Genomic DNA, 15,451 nt, shown 5'->3' with positions numbered 1-15,451 from the left:
CTCACCCCGTTGCTTCCAACAGCAGTAAATCCATCAACAGCACCAGATTAGACTCGAACGATGTCACGCCAGCGGCTTCGGCGGCGAAGTGTACCGCTTCGTCATAGAGGGCAAAGTGCACGTCCGCCATCCCCGCCAGCGTATTGGCCGAGGCGCGGGTAAACGCGACGATTGTCATGCCGACGTTTTTGGCAATCCGCGCTTTATCCAGCACCTGTTCCGTTTCGCCACTGCGCGAGACGGCAATAAACACCTGATAACGAGCTGCGTTACTCAGAAAAATATTTCTGCTGTCGCCGGGCCCGGAAATAAAGGCCGTTTTGCCCAACACCTGCAATTTCTTGGTGAGGTACTCGGCAAAAAGATAAGAAAACCCGGCACCATAGAGAAAAAAACTTTCTTTCTGGCGCAACAGGCCGGCAAACTGCTGGCGTTTTTCTTGCGTAACCCACTGGAATGTCTGCTGATAATTCGCAATAAACTGGCTGAACAGGGCAGGTAATTCCGGGAGGTCATTCCTTTGCGCAGTAATGTGTGGCGTGTCTGAAAGAAGCTGTTTGCAATGCCAGATAAACTCGCTAAAACCGCTAAATCCCAGCTTCTGGCACAGACGCATGATAGTGGCGGTCGAAACAAATGTCGCCTGCGCCAGCTCGCGCACCGTGATATTCCCCACCAGCAGCGGATGTTCCGTGAGGTGGGCGAGCACGCGATACTCCGCACGGGTCAATGACTCCCCGCGCGTTAAGAGCGTTGTCAGGCGGTTATCCATTATTTCGCGGGTTCGACAGGCAGATCGTCTCGCGCACCCCATTCGCTCCAGGCGCCGTCATAGAGCGTCACATCGGCTGCGCCAAGCGTGGCGAGCGCCAGGATCACTACGCAGGCCGTTACGCCGGAGCCACAGCTGGCAATAATCGGACGATGTAAATCCACGCCTGCACGGTCAAAAATGGCGCGCAGCTCGTCGGTGGTTTTCAGCTCGCCCTCAAACACCAGATCGCCCCACGGCACGTTCAGCGCGCCCGGAATATGTCCGCGCTTCAGCCCCGGACGCGGTTCATCCGCTTCGGCATTAAAGCGTGGAGCAGGACGGGCATCGACGATTTGCGCCGTTTTTTCATGGCTCACGACCAGCACATCGGTCAGGCGTTTCACCACGTGCGCGTCGAACGTGGCATCGAATTCGCCTTCCGGCAACGTCACGTCACCCAGCTGGAGCGGCAGCTCGTCGCGCTTCCAGCCCGCAAGCCCGCCCGCCAGAATCGACACTTTTTCCACGCCGAAGTTTTTCAGCATCCACCACGCCCGCGGGGCGGAGAAGAGGTTACCCTCATCGTAAACAACGAGGTGTTTGTCTTTGCTGACGCCCAGCTCGCGCATCGCCACGGAAAATGCTTCCGGGCGCGGCAGCATGTGCGGCAGGGGAGAGGTGTGATCGGAGAGGGCTTCGATATCAAAAAATACCGCGCCAGGCAGATGTCCGGCACGGTATTCACCGGGCACGTCGCGATGCTCTTGCCCTGGCGGGGCCATACGCGCGTCAATAATTTGAACTTCCGGATCGTCGCCGTGCTCAATCAGCCAGTCGGCGGCGACGAAATATGAGGTGGACATGGGTTGCCTCCATTCTTTTCCGTAAAAAAGGATTGTCGGTGTTTTTTCTGACACCGACAAGCACACCACGTTCAACTCGCGAGCAACGCCTTATTTTTTCACCGCTTCGCCGTTATTCCAGGCTTTTTGCAGTGCAGGCCAGTAATCACGGTTAGCCTCTATCATCTCATCGAGAATCGCTTTTGCATGTTCCATCGTGGGCACGGTACGGTTCAGGGTGAATGCCTGCAGCGCTTTTTCATAGTTGCCCTCTATAGTGGCTTCCACCAGCAGCTGTTCTGAAGCCAGCTGCTGTTGCAGCAACGTCTGGTGGAACAGCGGCACCTGACCCACGCGTATTGGCTCTGGTCCTTCAGAGGTGATATAGGCTGGTACTTCCACCACGGCATCGTACGGCAGGTTAGTAATCGCCCCGCGGTTTTCCACCATCACCAGATGGCGTTGGCGCAGGTTGAAGGCCAGCGAGCAGGCAACATCAACAATGAATTCACCGTGGACGCCCACATGGAAGGCATCTGGCAGGATCCCGGTGCGCTTGTACTCTTCGGCGGCGGCGAACAGCTTTTTCTCGCGCCCGTCCATCACTTCATTGGCGCGGGTATAGTCCGGGTTCTGGTGCTCGACAATCTGGTTCGGCATCAGGTAGTACTGCAGATACGGGTTCGGCAGATACTCCGGGAAGTTGTCCATAATCGGTTTGATGTTGCGCCAGGTTTTTACCCACGAAGGATCCGAATGCTGCGGATCGGTTTTCGCGGCATCTTCCGTCAGCAGGCCAAACTTCGCGATATGTCGACGCAGCTCCGGCAGCTTGTCTTCGCCATCCACCAGCACGCGGGTAAACCAGCCGAAGTGGTTCAGACCGAAATAGTCGACCTCCAGCTTGTGGCGATCGACGCCCAGAATTGCCCCCATATTACGCATGGCAGCCACCGGCATATCGCAGATGTTCAGCACCCGCGCATTTGGCCGCAGGCGACGCACGCCTTCCGCGACGATCGCCGCCGGGTTGGAGTAGTTCACGATCCAGGCTTTCTCGTGCGCGTAGCGATCGACCAGATCGATAAGCTCGACCATCGGCAGGATCGTGCGCAGCCCGTACGCCAGCCCGCCGGGTCCACAGGTTTCCTGGCCGACCACGCCATGACGCAATGGGATCTTCTCATCCTGCTCGCGCATCTTGTACTGGCCGACGCGCATCTGGGCGAAGACAAAGTGTGCGCCGCTGAAGGCTACTTCCGGGTCGCTGGTGACAGTAAATTTAATGCTCTGACTGTGGTCGCGAATAACCTTCTCCACCACCGGCGCAATGGTGTTCTGACGCGCATCGTCAATGTCGTAGAGGCGAATCTCTGCCAGCGGGAAATCCTGCAGGCGAACCATCAGGCTTTTCACAATACCCGGCGTATAGGTGCTGCCGCCGCCGGCAAGCGACAGAATGAATGGGGGTGTAAACATCTTTAGCTCCTTTCAGAGAAACGTCTCAACGGCTTCTCGCATTTTTTTGACATGCAGCCCGTAGACCACCTGAACGTTGTTACCTTGTTTGATAATCCCTTTCGCGCCGGTCGCCTTGAGGCGCGGTTCGTCGATGATGGCGACATCCTTCACCGTGACGCGTAAGCGGGTGTAGCAGTTATCCACCACTTCAATATTTTCCCGGCCGCCCAGGCCCACCACGATGGACTCGCCCAGCCCGTCGTTATTGCCTTTCGCCTGGTACTCCTGCTTGCTGTAGAGGCGCGTCTCCCGATCGTCATCCTCACGGCCGGGCGTCTTCATGTTGAAGCGCAGGATCAGGACGCGGAACACCACGAAATAGAGGGCAAACATAATCAGCCCGACCACGATGTACATCGGCCAGTTGGACTTTTCCGTGCCGAGCGGCAGGTTGTAGAGGATGAAGTCGATAATCCCGTTAGCGCCAATCGCATGAACGCCAAACAGCGAGAAGAGCATCATGCCGATGCCGGTCAGCACCGCGTGCACCACGAACAGCAGCGGGGCAACAAACAGGAACGAGAACTCAATCGGCTCGGTCACCCCCACCAGAAGAGAGGTCAGTGCTGCCGGGATAAGAATCGCTTTTGCCGCAGCCTTGCGTTCTGGCTTTGCGGTCATATACATCGCCAGCGCCGCCGCAGGCATGCCGAACATTTTGCTGATGCCGCGGGCGTCCCACACTACCGTGCTGCTGAGCTGTTTCACCTGCGGGCAAGCCATCTCGGCAAAGTAGATATTGCGCGCACCCTGGTAGGTGGCACCGCAGACCTCTTGCGTGCCACCCAGTTCGGTATACAGGAACGGCGTGTAAACCAGATGATGCAAACCGGTTGGCACCAGAATGCGCTCCAGGAAACCGTAAATGGCCACACCGAACGGACCAGAGTCTTTTATCACCAGCGCCAGGGCGCTAATGCCATGTTGGGCAAATGGCCAGAGTTCACTCATCACCACGCCGAGGAGCATGGAAACGGGAAGCATCACAATGGCGACAAAACAGTGGCCGGAGTAAATCGCCATCGCGCCGTTAAACTGTACGCCGGCGTATTTGTTGTACAGGTATCCCGACAGCGCGCCGGTCAGGATCCCGGCAAAGACGCCCATCTCCAGTACCTGAACCCCCAGCACCATGGCTTGTCCGGCCGCTTTCATCTGGTCTGCCGGAGCAAGCTCGCCCTGCAACTGCAGCGTGACGTTCATGGCATTGATAAACACCACAAAGGTCACCAGACCAATCAGGGCGGCGTAGCCTTTATCACGGGTCGCCAGGCCAATGGGGATACCCACGGCAAAGACCAACGCCAGGTTAACCAGCACTGATACGGCAGATTTGGCGATAAGTTGCCCCAGGCTCTGGATTAACGGGTGGCCGAGGAATGGCAGATAGTCTGCCAGGTTGCCGTTACCCAGCACGTTACCCAGGGCGATAAAAAGGCCGACAATCGGTAAGATAAGTACCGGTCCGTACAGTGATTTTCCGAAATTTTGTAGGGCGTTCACGGCTCGTTTCATGGCTATCTCTCTTATTGAACCGCGCACTCGGTGTGCGTCTTGGGCCTTAAACTAGCAGGCAAATGGAGGGTTCATCCAGCTATCTGCTTGTTTTAAAAACAAATGACGCGAAAGGTAACATGTGACGTTTGAGGGTGTGATCGGCATTGCAGCACCGGTTGTGAGGTATCAACTCTTTACGAGGTGCTTTCCAGAATCTCAATTTAGACTTTTTGTATTAATGAAACTTGCGGATAATACTTAACCGGATGACGATCAACAGGCTCGATGGGCCAGGGATAAAGGATGAAACCGTTTCGTTTAGCTGCGCTCTCTCTCGCGCTGCTTACCGCTTTTACGCTTGTCGGCTGTGATAACAGCGACGATAAACCACAGGCTTCGGCCCCGGCACCTGCAACCGCCAGTTCATCGAAAGAGAACACCCCGGCAAAACCCGATAGCGCGCAGCTGGCGAAGCTGGCCTCTGCCAGTCAGGGTAAACCTCTTACCTTACTGGATGCGTCTGAAATCCAGCTCGATGGAGCGGCTACGTTAGTTCTGACATTCTCTGTCCCGCTCAATCCCGACCAGGATTTTGCAAAGACGGTGCACGTGGTGGACAAGAAAAGCGGCAAAGTCGATGGTGCCTGGGAGCTGGCACCCAACCTGAAAGAGCTACGTCTGCGCCACCTCGAGCCGAACCGCAATCTGGTGATTACCGTCGAACGCGACCTGCTGGCGCTGAACAAAGCCACCTTTGGCATCGATTACGAAAAAGCGATCACCACCCGGGATGTTGAACCGACGGTCGGTTTCGCCAGCCGCGGCTCGCTGCTGCCAGGAAAAGTGGTAGAAGGGCTGCCGGTGATGGCGCTCAACGTCAACAACGTGGATGTTAACTTCTACCGCGTGAAGCCTGAATCCCTGGCGTCGTTGGTCAGCCAGTGGGAATACCGTAACTCGCTTACCAACTGGGAGTCTGACAATCTGCTCAAAATGGCTGACCTGGTTTATACCGGCCGTTTTGATCTCAACCCGGCGCGAAACACGCGGGAAAAACTGCTGCTGCCCCTGAGCGATATCAAACCGCTGCAACAGTCCGGTGTGTATATCGCCGTGATGAACCAGGCGGGACATTACAACTACAGCAATGCGGCAACCCTCTTTACCCTGAGCGACATTGGTCTGTCCGCTCACCGTTATCATAATCGCCTCGATATCTTTACCCAGAGCCTGGAAAACGGCGCGGCGCAGGCCGGTATTGAGGTCGCATTACTCAATGATAAAGGTCAGACGCTGGCACAGGGCACCAGCGATGCTGACGGCCACGCGAGGCTGGAGACCGATAAAGAAGCCGCATTAATACTGGCGCGCAAAGACGGGCAAACCACGCTGCTCGACCTGAAACTTCCGGCGCTGGATCTGGCTGAATTTGATATCGCAGGCGCGCCGGGTTACAGCAAACAGTTCTTCATGTTTGGCCCGCGCGATCTCTATCGCCCGGGTGAAACCGTTATTCTCAACGGCCTGCTGCGTGACAGTGACGGTAAGCCACTGCCTGCACAACCGGTGAAACTTGATGTGCTGCGCCCGGACGGACAAGTTGCCCGTACTCTGGTGGTTCAGCCGGAAAACGGTCTGTACCGCTTTACCTATCCGCTGGACAGCGGGGCGCAAACCGGTATGTGGCATATCCGCGCCAATACCGGCGATAACCTGCAACGGATGTGGGATTTCCACGTCGAAGATTTTATGCCGGAGCGAATGGCGTTAAATCTGTCAGGGCAAAAAACGCCGGTGTCCCCGGCTGATGACGTCAGGTTTAATGTGACAGGCTATTACCTGTATGGCGCGCCCGCCAACGGAAACAGCCTGCAAGGGCAGTTATTCCTGCGTCCTCTGCGTGAGGCCGTGTCGGCGCTGCCGGGCTTCCAGTTTGGCGATATCGCGGAAGAGAACCTGACCCGTAGCCTGGATGAAGTGCAACTCACGCTTAACGATCAGGGCCGGGGTGAGGTATCAGCGGAAAGCCAGTGGAAGGAGGCGCACTCGCCTTTACAGGTGATCCTGCAAGCCAGCCTGCTGGAATCCGGCGGCCGTCCGGTGACGCGTCGCGCAGAGCAGGCCATCTGGCCAGCGCAAACCCTGCCGGGGATCCGCCCGGAGTTTGCCAGCAAAGCGGTATATGACTACCGCACAGACACCACCGTCAATCAGCCTATTGTGGATGAAAACAGCAACGCCGGTTTTGATATCGTCTATGCCGATGCCAGCGGAGCGAAAAAAGCGGTTTCAGGGCTACAGGTGCGGCTTATCCGCGAACGTCGGGATTACTTCTGGAACTGGTCCGAAACGGACGGATGGCAGTCTCAGTTTGATCAAAAAGATCTGGTTGAAGGTGAGCAATCCCTCGATATTGCCGCTGATCAGACCGGTAAAGTGACCTTCCCGGTGGAGTGGGGTTCTTATCGTCTGGAGGTCAAAGCCCCGGATGATACGGTCAGTAGCGTGCGTTTCTGGGCAGGCTACAGCTGGCAGGATAACAGCGATGGTACCGGCGCGGCGCGTCCTGACCGCGTGACGCTGAAGCTGGATAAACCATCTTACCAGCCAGGCGACACCATCAACCTGCACATTGCTGCACCTGCCGCAGGCAAAGGCTACGCGATGATTGAATCCAGCGAAGGGCCGCTGTGGTGGAAAGAAATCGATGTTCCGGCCAACGGGCTTGATCTGGCGATCCCGGTGGATAAAGCCTGGAAACGTCACGATCTGTATCTCAGCACGCTGGTGGTGCGTCCGGGTGATAAATCTAAATCGGCCACGCCAAAACGTGCTGTTGGATTACTGCACCTTCCAATGGGTGACGAAAATCGTCGCCTGAATATTGCGCTCGATACTCCGCAAAAAATGCGCCCAAATCAGACGCTGTCAGTGAAAGTGAAAGCCAGCGTGAAAGAGGGCGCAGTACCGCAGAAAGTTAACGTTCTGGTTTCTGCGGTGGACAGCGGCGTGCTGAGCATTACGGATTACGTCACGCCCGATCCGTGGCAGGCATTCTTTGGGCAGAAGCGTTATGGGGCCGATATTTATGATATCTACGGCCAGGTTATCGAAGGCCAGGGCCGCATGGCGGCGCTGCGTTTTGGTGGTGATGGTGATGAACTGAAACGCGGCGGTAAACCGCCGGTGAACCACGTCACCATTATCGCCCAGCAGGCGCAACCCGTAGAGCTTGATGCCAACGGCGAAGGGACCATTACGATGCCGATTGGTGATTTCAACGGCGAATTACGTCTGATGGCGCAGGCATGGACGGAAGACGACTTTGGCAGCAGCGAAAGCAAAGTGATTGTCGCGGCGCCAGTTATCGCTGAACTGAACACACCACGCTTCCTGGCCAGCGGCGATACCTCAAGGTTAACGCTGGATGTGACAAACCTGACCGATCAGCCGCAGACCCTGAACGTTGCCTTAACGGCATCCGGCTTGCTGAGCCTGGAAAGCGCGCAGCCGCAGCCGGTTAAGCTGGCACCAGGCGTGCGAACCACCCTCTTTATCCCGGTTAGGGCGCTCGCGGGTTATGGCGACGGTGAAATTACCGCTCAGGTAACAGGGCTTACGCTTCCGGGTGAAACCTTCGCACCGCAGCAAAAAAGCTGGAAAATCGGCGTTCGTCCGGCGTTCCCGGCCCAGACGGTAAATACGGGAGCAATGCTCAACCCGGGTGAATCCTGGACTGCACCTGCGCAACATATCAATGGGTTATCTCCTGCGACCTTGCAGGGGCAGCTGCTGCTTAGCGGTAAGCCACCGCTGAATCTGGCGCGCTATATTCGTGAATTGCAGGCGTATCCGTACGGTTGTCTTGAGCAGACGACCAGTGGCCTGTTCCCGTCGCTTTATACCAACGCCGCACAGCTGACGGCGCTGGGCATTAAAGGGGATAGCGATGATAAGCGTCGTGCTGCGATCGACATCGGGATATCTCGTCTGTTGCAAATGCAGCGCGATAACGGCGGCTTTGCGCTCTGGGATAAAAATGGCCAGGAGGAGTACTGGCTCACCGCCTATGTGACCGACTTCCTGGTGCGTGCTGGCGAGCAGGGCTACAGCGTTCCGGCCGATGCCATCAATAACGCCAATAACCGCCTGCTGCGCTATTTGCAGGACCCGGGCATGATGTCAATTCGCTACAGCGACGATACTCAGGCCAGCAAATTTGCGGTTCAGTCTTATGCCGCGCTGGTGCTGGCACGTCAGCAAAAAGCACCGCTCGGCGCACTGCGGGAAATCTGGGATCGTCATAGTCAGGCGGCTTCTGGCTTACCGCTGATGCAGCTCGGCATGGCGTTAAAACTGATGGGGGATGCGCCACGCAGCCAGCAGGCGCTGGATCTGTCCATCAAAACGCCGCGTAACGATAGTAAAAACTGGATGGCCGATTACGGCAGCGCGCTTCGCGACAACGCACTGATGCTCTCCCTGCTGGAAGAATACAAACTGCTGCCGGATGCGCAAAACACTCTGCTGAACACGCTTTCTGAACAGGCCTTTAGCCAGCGCTGGCTCTCCACTCAGGAGAGCAATGCGCTATTCCTCGCTGGCCGTGCATTGCCAACGCTTGCTGGCGCCTGGCAGGCCACGACCAGCCTGGCTGACAAACCACTCAGCGGCGACAATGCGCAGGTGCAAAACGTCAATGGTGACCAGCTCGGTGCGCTGCAGGTGACCAACACCGGCACGACGCCGCTCTGGATCCGCCTTGATAGCAGCGGATACCCGGAATATGCGCCTCAGCCGTCATCTAACGTATTGCAGATCGAACGGCATATTCTGGCCACCGATGGCAGCACCAAATCGCTCTCTTCGCTGAAAAGTGGTGAGCTGGTGCTGGTATGGCTTGATGTGAAAGCCAGCCAGAACGTCCCGGATGCGCTGGTGGTTGATTTGCTCCCGGCAGGGCTGGAGCTGGAGAATCAGAATCTGGCAAACAGCAGCGCCAGCCTGCAGGACAGCGGAAGCGAGGTGCAGAACCTGCTGACGCTGATGCAGCAGGCGGATATTCAGCATATGGAGTTCCGCGACGATCGCTTTGTGGCGGCGGTTCCGGTCAGTGACGGCCAGCCGGTAACGCTGGTTTATCTGGCGCGTGCCGTAACGCCTGGGACCTATCAGGTACCGGCCCCGATGGTGGAATCCATGTACGTTCCGCAGTGGCGGGCAACAGGTGCGGCAAGTGGCCCGCTGATTGTTGTTCCATAACATGCAGATAGCTCGTCTGACACGCTCCCGCTGGCTTCAGCTCGCGGGAGCGCTTCTCGTTTTATGGGGGCTGATCATTGCCGCCGACCGCCTGTGGCCGTTACCGCTCAAAGAGGTCAACCCCGCGCGCGTGGTGGTGGATGAGCAGGGGACGCCACTGTGGCGCTTTGCCGACAGCGAAGGGATCTGGCGTTATCCGGTGACCATTGAAGAAGTTTCTCCGCGCTATCTCGACGCCCTGATCCAGTATGAAGACCGCTGGTTCTGGGACCATCCCGGCGTTAACCCTTTTTCCGTGCTGCGTGCGGCCTGGCAGGATCTGAGCTCCGGCAAAGTGGTGTCCGGGGGAAGCACGCTCACCATGCAGGTTGCACGATTACTCGACCCGCATCCGCGTACCTTTGGCGGTAAAATCCGCCAGCTCTGGCGGGCGGTCCAGCTCGAATGGCATCTCTCAAAACGCGATATTCTGACGCTCTATCTGAACCGTGCGCCCTTTGGCGGCACGTTGCAGGGCGTGGGTGCGGCCAGCTGGACTTATCTTGGCAAACCGCCCTCGCAGCTAAGCTATTCGGAAGCCGCGCTGCTGGCCGTTTTACCCCAGGCGCCAAGCCGGTTACGCCCTGACAGATGGCCGGAGCGTGCTGAAGCCGCGCGCAATAAAGTGCTCGACAGAATGGTGACTCAGGGCGTCTGGTCAGCACAGCAGGTTAAAGAGTCCCGTGAAGAGGCCGTCTGGCTGGCACCACGGCAAATGCCGCAGCTGGCGCCGCTTTTTTCACGGATGATGCTCGGCAAAAGCCGGGACAACAAAATCGTCACCACGCTGGATGCGTCATTGCAGCGACAGCTTGAGGAGCTGGCGCTGAACTGGAAGGCGCGCCTGCCGGAAAGAAGCTCACTGGCGATGATCGTCGTCGATCATACCGATATGAAAGTGCGCGGCTGGGTAGGCTCCGTGGATATCAACGATGACAGCCGGTTCAGCCATGTGGACATGGTCAATGCGATCCGATCGCCGGGTTCGGTGCTCAAGCCCTTTATCTATGGCATGGCGCTGGACGAGGGGCTGATCCATCCTGCGTCACTGCTACAGGATGTGCCGCGCCGCACCGGGGATTATCGACCCGGTAATTTCGATAGCGGATTTCATGGGCCCGTCAGTATGAGCGAAGCGCTGGTGCGATCGCTGAACCTCCCGGCGGTGCAGGTACTGGAAGCCTACGGGCCAAAACGTTTTGCCGGAATGCTCAGCAATGCCGGACTTCCGCTTATTCTGCCTGCGGGTGCTCAGCCCAATTTATCGCTCATCCTGGGGGGGGCAGGAGCACGGCTCGCGGATATTACGGCTGCCTACAGTGCGTTTGCCCGTCACGGCAAAGCGGCAAAACTGCGTGTCCGGCCAGGAGACCCGCTTCTGGAACGCCCTTTGTTGTCACCGGGTGCGGCGTGGATTATTCGCCGGATCCTGGCGAACGAGGCACAACCTCTGCCGGATGGCACACTGCCACAGGTGGTGCCGCTCGCCTGGAAAACCGGCACCAGCTATGGCTATCGGGATGCCTGGGCCATTGGTCTTAACGCCCGCTATATCATTGGGATCTGGACCGGCCGGCCGGACGGCACGCCAGTGGCGGGGCAGTTTGGCTTCGCGAGTGCGGTGCCATTGCTCAATCAGGTTAATAACATGCTTCAGTCTCGCTCAACGATTGCTGAAGCGCGTCTGCCGCGCGATCCACGTCCGGCATCGGTTGGGCGCGGTGTTATCTGCTGGCCAGGCGGGCAGTCGCTGTCGGAAGGTAGCGAGAACTGCCGTCGTCGCCTTTCGACCTGGCTACTGGATGGCAGCGAGCCGCCTACGCTGCTGCTGCCGGAGCAGGAAGGCGTTCGCGGTATCCGCTTCCCCATCTGGCTGAATAAAGAGGGCAAGCGTGTTGCCGCGGATTGCCCGGATGCCACAGAGAAGGTCGTGGACGTGTGGCCGCTGCCGCTGGAACCCTGGCTTCCGGCAGCCGAGCGGCGGGCGGCAAGGAGCCCCGCAGCGTCTGCGGTTTGTCCGCCGTTAGCACAGGATTCGCCAGCACCGCTTATCCTCTCTGGCGTGCGTGAAGGGGCCGTTATCAAGCGTCTGCCGGGTGAAGCGCGTGTGTCGCTGCCTCTCCAGGCCAGTGGCAGTAGCGGCGAACGCTGGTGGTTTTTAAACGGTGAACCGCTGGATGTGAAAGGAAGGGTTTACACTTTACAGCTTGATAAGTCAGGTGATTATCAGTTACTGGTAATGGATGATGCAGGTCAGGTAACAACGGTGAACTTTACGCTTCAGTAGCAAAATAGTGGCCTTTAGATGTGAGCTGTTGCTAAAACTCATCTTATTTTAAAAAAATGTTACTTAGAACCGTAGGCAATGGCGCTATTGCTCATTATAATCCGCGCCACACCATACTCCGGTATGCAAAACAACAGAACATTTGACAGAGGTTATCATGGCTATTGAACGTACTTTTTCCATCATCAAACCAAACGCGGTGGCAAAAAACGTTATTGGCAGCATCTTCGCTCGCTTTGAATCTGCAGGGTTCAAAATCGTTGGCACCAAAATGCTGCACCTGAGCGTTGAACAGGCTCGCGGTTTCTATGCTGAGCACGAAGGTCGCCCATTCTTCGACGGCCTGGTTGAGTTCATGACTTCTGGCCCAATCGTCGTTTCCGTACTGGAAGGCGAAAACGCAGTACAGCGTCACCGCGATCTGCTGGGCGCAACCAACCCGGATAACGCGCTGGCAGGTACTCTGCGCGCTGACTACGCTGACAGCTTCACCGAGAACGGCACCCACGGTTCTGACTCCGTAGAATCTGCTGCGCGCGAAATCGCTTTCTTCTTCGCTGAAGGCGAAGTGTGTCCACGTACCCGTTAATTTAACGGTTTCGTTTACACATTATTTTCGTAAATGCCGCGTGCAGACGTGGCATCCCTGCGCCAGACTTTGTACAATGCAACGCCCCGGACGAGCAGATGCTTTCCGGGGCGTTTCTTTTTAACCCTCCACGGGCCATAACGTGTAACAACGAGGCCGGAAAAAATTATGTCTGAACTAGTGAATACCTCCGAAGTCGTCATTCCTGCGGTTCCAAATAAAAATGGAAAAATCAACCTGTTGGATCTGAACCGTCAGCAGATGCGCGAATTCTTTAAAGAGATGGGCGAGAAGCCGTTTCGTGCCGACCAGGTCATGAAATGGATGTACCACTATTGCAGCGACAACTTTGATGACATGACTGACATCAACAAGGTGCTGCGCAATAAGCTTAAAGAAGTAGCCGAAATTCGTGCGCCGGAAGTGGTAGAAGAACAGCGCTCTGCCGATGGCACCATCAAATGGGCTATCGCCGTAGGCGATCAGCGCGTTGAAACCGTGTATATCCCGGAAGATGACCGCGCCACGCTGTGCGTCTCTTCTCAGGTCGGTTGTGCGCTTGAGTGCAAATTCTGCTCTACGGCTCAGCAAGGCTTTAACCGTAACCTGCGCGTGTCCGAAATTATCGGCCAGGTGTGGCGTGCGGCTAAAATCGTGGGCGCAGCAAAAGTGACGGGCACGCGTCCCATCACCAACGTGGTGATGATGGGCATGGGTGAACCCCTGCTGAACCTGACCAACGTCGTACCGGCGATGGAAATCATGCTGGATGATTTCGGTTTTGGTCTGTCCAAGCGTCGAGTGACCCTGTCTACCTCAGGTGTTGTACCTGCGCTGGATAAGCTCGGCGACATGATTGACGTTGCGCTGGCAATTTCCCTGCACGCGCCAAACGATGCGATTCGTGACGAAATTGTGCCGATCAACAAAAAGTACAATATCGAAACCTTCCTCGCCGGTGTTCGCCGTTACCTTGAGAAATCCAATGCGAACCAGGGGCGCGTAACCATCGAATACGTGATGCTGGATCACGTGAACGACGGTACCGAACATGCACACGAACTGGCTGAGCTGCTGAAAGATACGCCGTGCAAGATTAACCTGATTCCATGGAACCCGTTCCCGGGCGCGCCGTATGGCCGCAGCTCAAACAGCCGTATCGATCGTTTCTCCAAAGTACTGATGGAGTACGGTTTCACCACTATCGTGCGTAAAACACGTGGTGATGACATTGATGCCGCGTGCGGACAGCTGGCAGGTGATGTGATTGACCGTACGAAACGCACACTGCGTAAACGTATGCAGGGTGAGACAATCGCGGTGAAAGCTGTTTGATTATTATGCAGTCACGGCGCATCATCGTCGCCGTGACGCATAATCTTACTGAATAATCAGTCATATTCGTGATGATTGATTAATAATTACGGTGCGTTTCATGCGACTTTCGGGCAGTATGTAACGGCCTAAAAACAGTTTGGCTGCGCAGGCAGAGCTGTACTGTCATCTACGGGCTGACAGTCTTATACTGTCTGTTCGAGGTTAACTGACCAGAAGTTTCGCGGTGCGGGTGGCATTGTGACTCACCGGCACCTGAACCCTTATTTTTCACGTACCAGTAGTTGTAGCGAATGAATACTGAAGCCACTCACGACCAACATGAAGCACTCTCCACTGGCGTTCGTCTTCGCAACGCCCGTGAACAACTCGGACTCAGCCAGCAAGCTGTTGCAGAACGCTTGTGCCTGAAGGTTTCCACGGTTCGCGATATTGAAGAAGATAAGGCGCCTGCCGATCTGGCTTCAACATTTCTGCGTGGTTATATCCGCTCTTACGCAAAACTGGTGCATATCCCCGAAGAAGAATTACTGCCTATGATCGAGAAGCAGGCGCCGGTGCGTGCAGCAAAAGTTGCGCCGATGCAGACCTTCTCGTTGGGGAAACGTCGTAAAAAACGTGATGGCTGGTTGATGAGCTTTACCTGGCTGGTGCTGTTTGTGGTGATTGGCCTGACGGGCGCATGGTGGTGGCAAAACCACAAAGCGCAGCAGGAAGAGATCACCACCATGGCCGATCAATCTTCCGCCGAGCTGAACAACGCAGGCAGCGATAACGCACAGAACGTGCCGCTGAACACTGACAATGCGGCAACGTCTAACGACCCGCAAACTGCTGCAACAGATACACCTGCAACCGACCCGGCTCAGGCACAAGCGCCAGCAGCTAATCCCGCTGCGCCAGCATCAAATAATACCGTTGTGGCCCCTTCTCAGGCGAATGTTGATACCGCGGCAACCACGCCAGCGGCACCTGCACCTGCGGATAGCGCGGCTCAGCCACTGCCAACCGACCAGGCGGGCGTAGCGAATGCTGCGGCCGACCCGAATGCGCTGGTGATGAACTTCTCGGCCGATTGCTGGTTAGAAGTGACCGATGCAACCGGTAAAAAACTTTTCAGCGGCTTACAGCGTAAAGATGGCACGTTAAACCTGACGGGCCAGGCACCTTACAAACTTAAAATCGGCGCTCCGGCAGCGGTACAGATCCAGTACCAGGGTAAACCTGTCGATCTGAGCCGCTTTATCAGAACTAACCAGGTTGCGCGTCTTACCGTTAATGCCGAACAATCAGCAGCACAGTAACAGACGGGCAACGCGGGAGAT

The 15,451-nt window shown here is 56.5% G+C and carries 9 protein-coding genes; 5 read left to right on the top strand and 4 right to left on the bottom strand.

Annotated elements, in window-relative coordinates:
• Position 1 precedes the first annotated feature (1 nt).
• The 4 genes from N1249_RS16120 to N1249_RS16105 form a co-directional block, all read right to left on the bottom strand.
• Positions 2-772 (bottom strand): MurR/RpiR family transcriptional regulator, encoded by a 771-nt coding sequence (locus N1249_RS16120; RefSeq protein ID WP_259831065.1) that lies wholly within the window; start codon positions 770-772, stop codon positions 2-4.
• A complete protein-coding gene (gene sseA / locus N1249_RS16115; RefSeq protein WP_259831063.1) occupies positions 772-1,617 on the bottom strand; it encodes a 3-mercaptopyruvate sulfurtransferase in 846 nt (281 codons plus the stop codon). Before sseA ends, N1249_RS16120 begins: the two co-directional genes overlap by 1 nt.
• A 90-nt stretch (positions 1,618-1,707) precedes the next feature.
• Positions 1,708-3,075, bottom strand: coding sequence for a 6-phospho-alpha-glucosidase (locus N1249_RS16110; protein WP_259831061.1), 1,368 nt, complete (start codon positions 3,073-3,075; stop codon positions 1,708-1,710).
• Positions 3,076-3,087: 12 nt separating this feature from the next.
• Complete coding sequence (locus N1249_RS16105) at positions 3,088-4,632, bottom strand: PTS transporter subunit EIIC (protein ID WP_259831059.1); 1,545 nt, start codon at positions 4,630-4,632, stop codon at positions 3,088-3,090.
• A 285-nt stretch (positions 4,633-4,917) separates the two neighbouring features.
• Here N1249_RS16105 and N1249_RS16100 point away from each other — a divergent pair, with 285 nt between their 5' ends.
• The 5 genes from N1249_RS16100 to rodZ all read left to right on the top strand — a co-directional run bounded on the left by N1249_RS16100 (position 4,918) and on the right by rodZ (position 15,430).
• Positions 4,918-9,876, top strand: a complete 4,959-nt coding sequence (locus N1249_RS16100) for an alpha-2-macroglobulin (RefSeq protein ID WP_259831057.1) — start codon at positions 4,918-4,920, stop codon at positions 9,874-9,876.
• 1 nt (position 9,877) lies between these two features.
• Complete coding sequence (gene pbpC, locus N1249_RS16095) at positions 9,878-12,202, top strand: peptidoglycan glycosyltransferase PbpC (protein WP_259831055.1); 2,325 nt, start codon at positions 9,878-9,880, stop codon at positions 12,200-12,202.
• 157 nt (positions 12,203-12,359) lie between these two features.
• Positions 12,360-12,791 (top strand): nucleoside-diphosphate kinase, encoded by a 432-nt coding sequence (gene ndk / locus N1249_RS16090; RefSeq protein WP_014071336.1) that lies wholly within the window; start codon positions 12,360-12,362, stop codon positions 12,789-12,791.
• Between the two features lie 168 nt (positions 12,792-12,959).
• On the top strand, positions 12,960-14,126 hold the full coding sequence (locus N1249_RS16085) for a bifunctional tRNA (adenosine(37)-C2)-methyltransferase TrmG/ribosomal RNA large subunit methyltransferase RlmN (protein WP_014071335.1): 1,167 nt from the start codon (positions 12,960-12,962) through the stop codon (positions 14,124-14,126).
• A 293-nt stretch (positions 14,127-14,419) separates the two neighbouring features.
• Positions 14,420-15,430 (top strand): cytoskeleton protein RodZ, encoded by a 1,011-nt coding sequence (gene rodZ, locus N1249_RS16080; RefSeq protein ID WP_259831050.1) that lies wholly within the window; start codon positions 14,420-14,422, stop codon positions 15,428-15,430.
• The last annotated feature ends 21 nt before the right edge of the window (positions 15,431-15,451 follow it).

Origin of the sequence: Enterobacter sp. CP102 (assembly GCF_025152625.1) — a bacterium.
GTDB lineage: Bacteria > Pseudomonadota > Gammaproteobacteria > Enterobacterales > Enterobacteriaceae > Enterobacter > Enterobacter soli.
The sequence above is the reverse complement of the archived record's forward strand: the minus strand, read 5'-3'. Positions and strand labels throughout refer to the sequence as shown.

Bases quoted from the DNA above. Each gene is read 5' to 3' on its own strand.
- N1249_RS16120 (WP_259831065.1), bottom strand. From the start codon at position 772: ATGGATAACCGCCTGACAACGCTCTTAACGCGCGGGGAGTCATTGACC.
- sseA (WP_259831063.1), bottom strand. From the start codon at position 1,617: ATGTCCACCTCATATTTCGTCGCCGCCGACTGGCTGATTGAGCACGGC.
- N1249_RS16110 (WP_259831061.1), bottom strand. From the start codon at position 3,075: ATGTTTACACCCCCATTCATTCTGTCGCTTGCCGGCGGCGGCAGCACC.
- N1249_RS16105 (WP_259831059.1), bottom strand. From the start codon at position 4,632: ATGAAACGAGCCGTGAACGCCCTACAAAATTTCGGAAAATCACTGTAC.
- N1249_RS16100 (WP_259831057.1), top strand. From the start codon at position 4,918: ATGAAACCGTTTCGTTTAGCTGCGCTCTCTCTCGCGCTGCTTACCGCT.
- pbpC (WP_259831055.1), top strand. From the start codon at position 9,878: ATGCAGATAGCTCGTCTGACACGCTCCCGCTGGCTTCAGCTCGCGGGA.
- ndk (WP_014071336.1), top strand. From the start codon at position 12,360: ATGGCTATTGAACGTACTTTTTCCATCATCAAACCAAACGCGGTGGCA.
- N1249_RS16085 (WP_014071335.1), top strand. From the start codon at position 12,960: ATGTCTGAACTAGTGAATACCTCCGAAGTCGTCATTCCTGCGGTTCCA.
- rodZ (WP_259831050.1), top strand. From the start codon at position 14,420: ATGAATACTGAAGCCACTCACGACCAACATGAAGCACTCTCCACTGGC.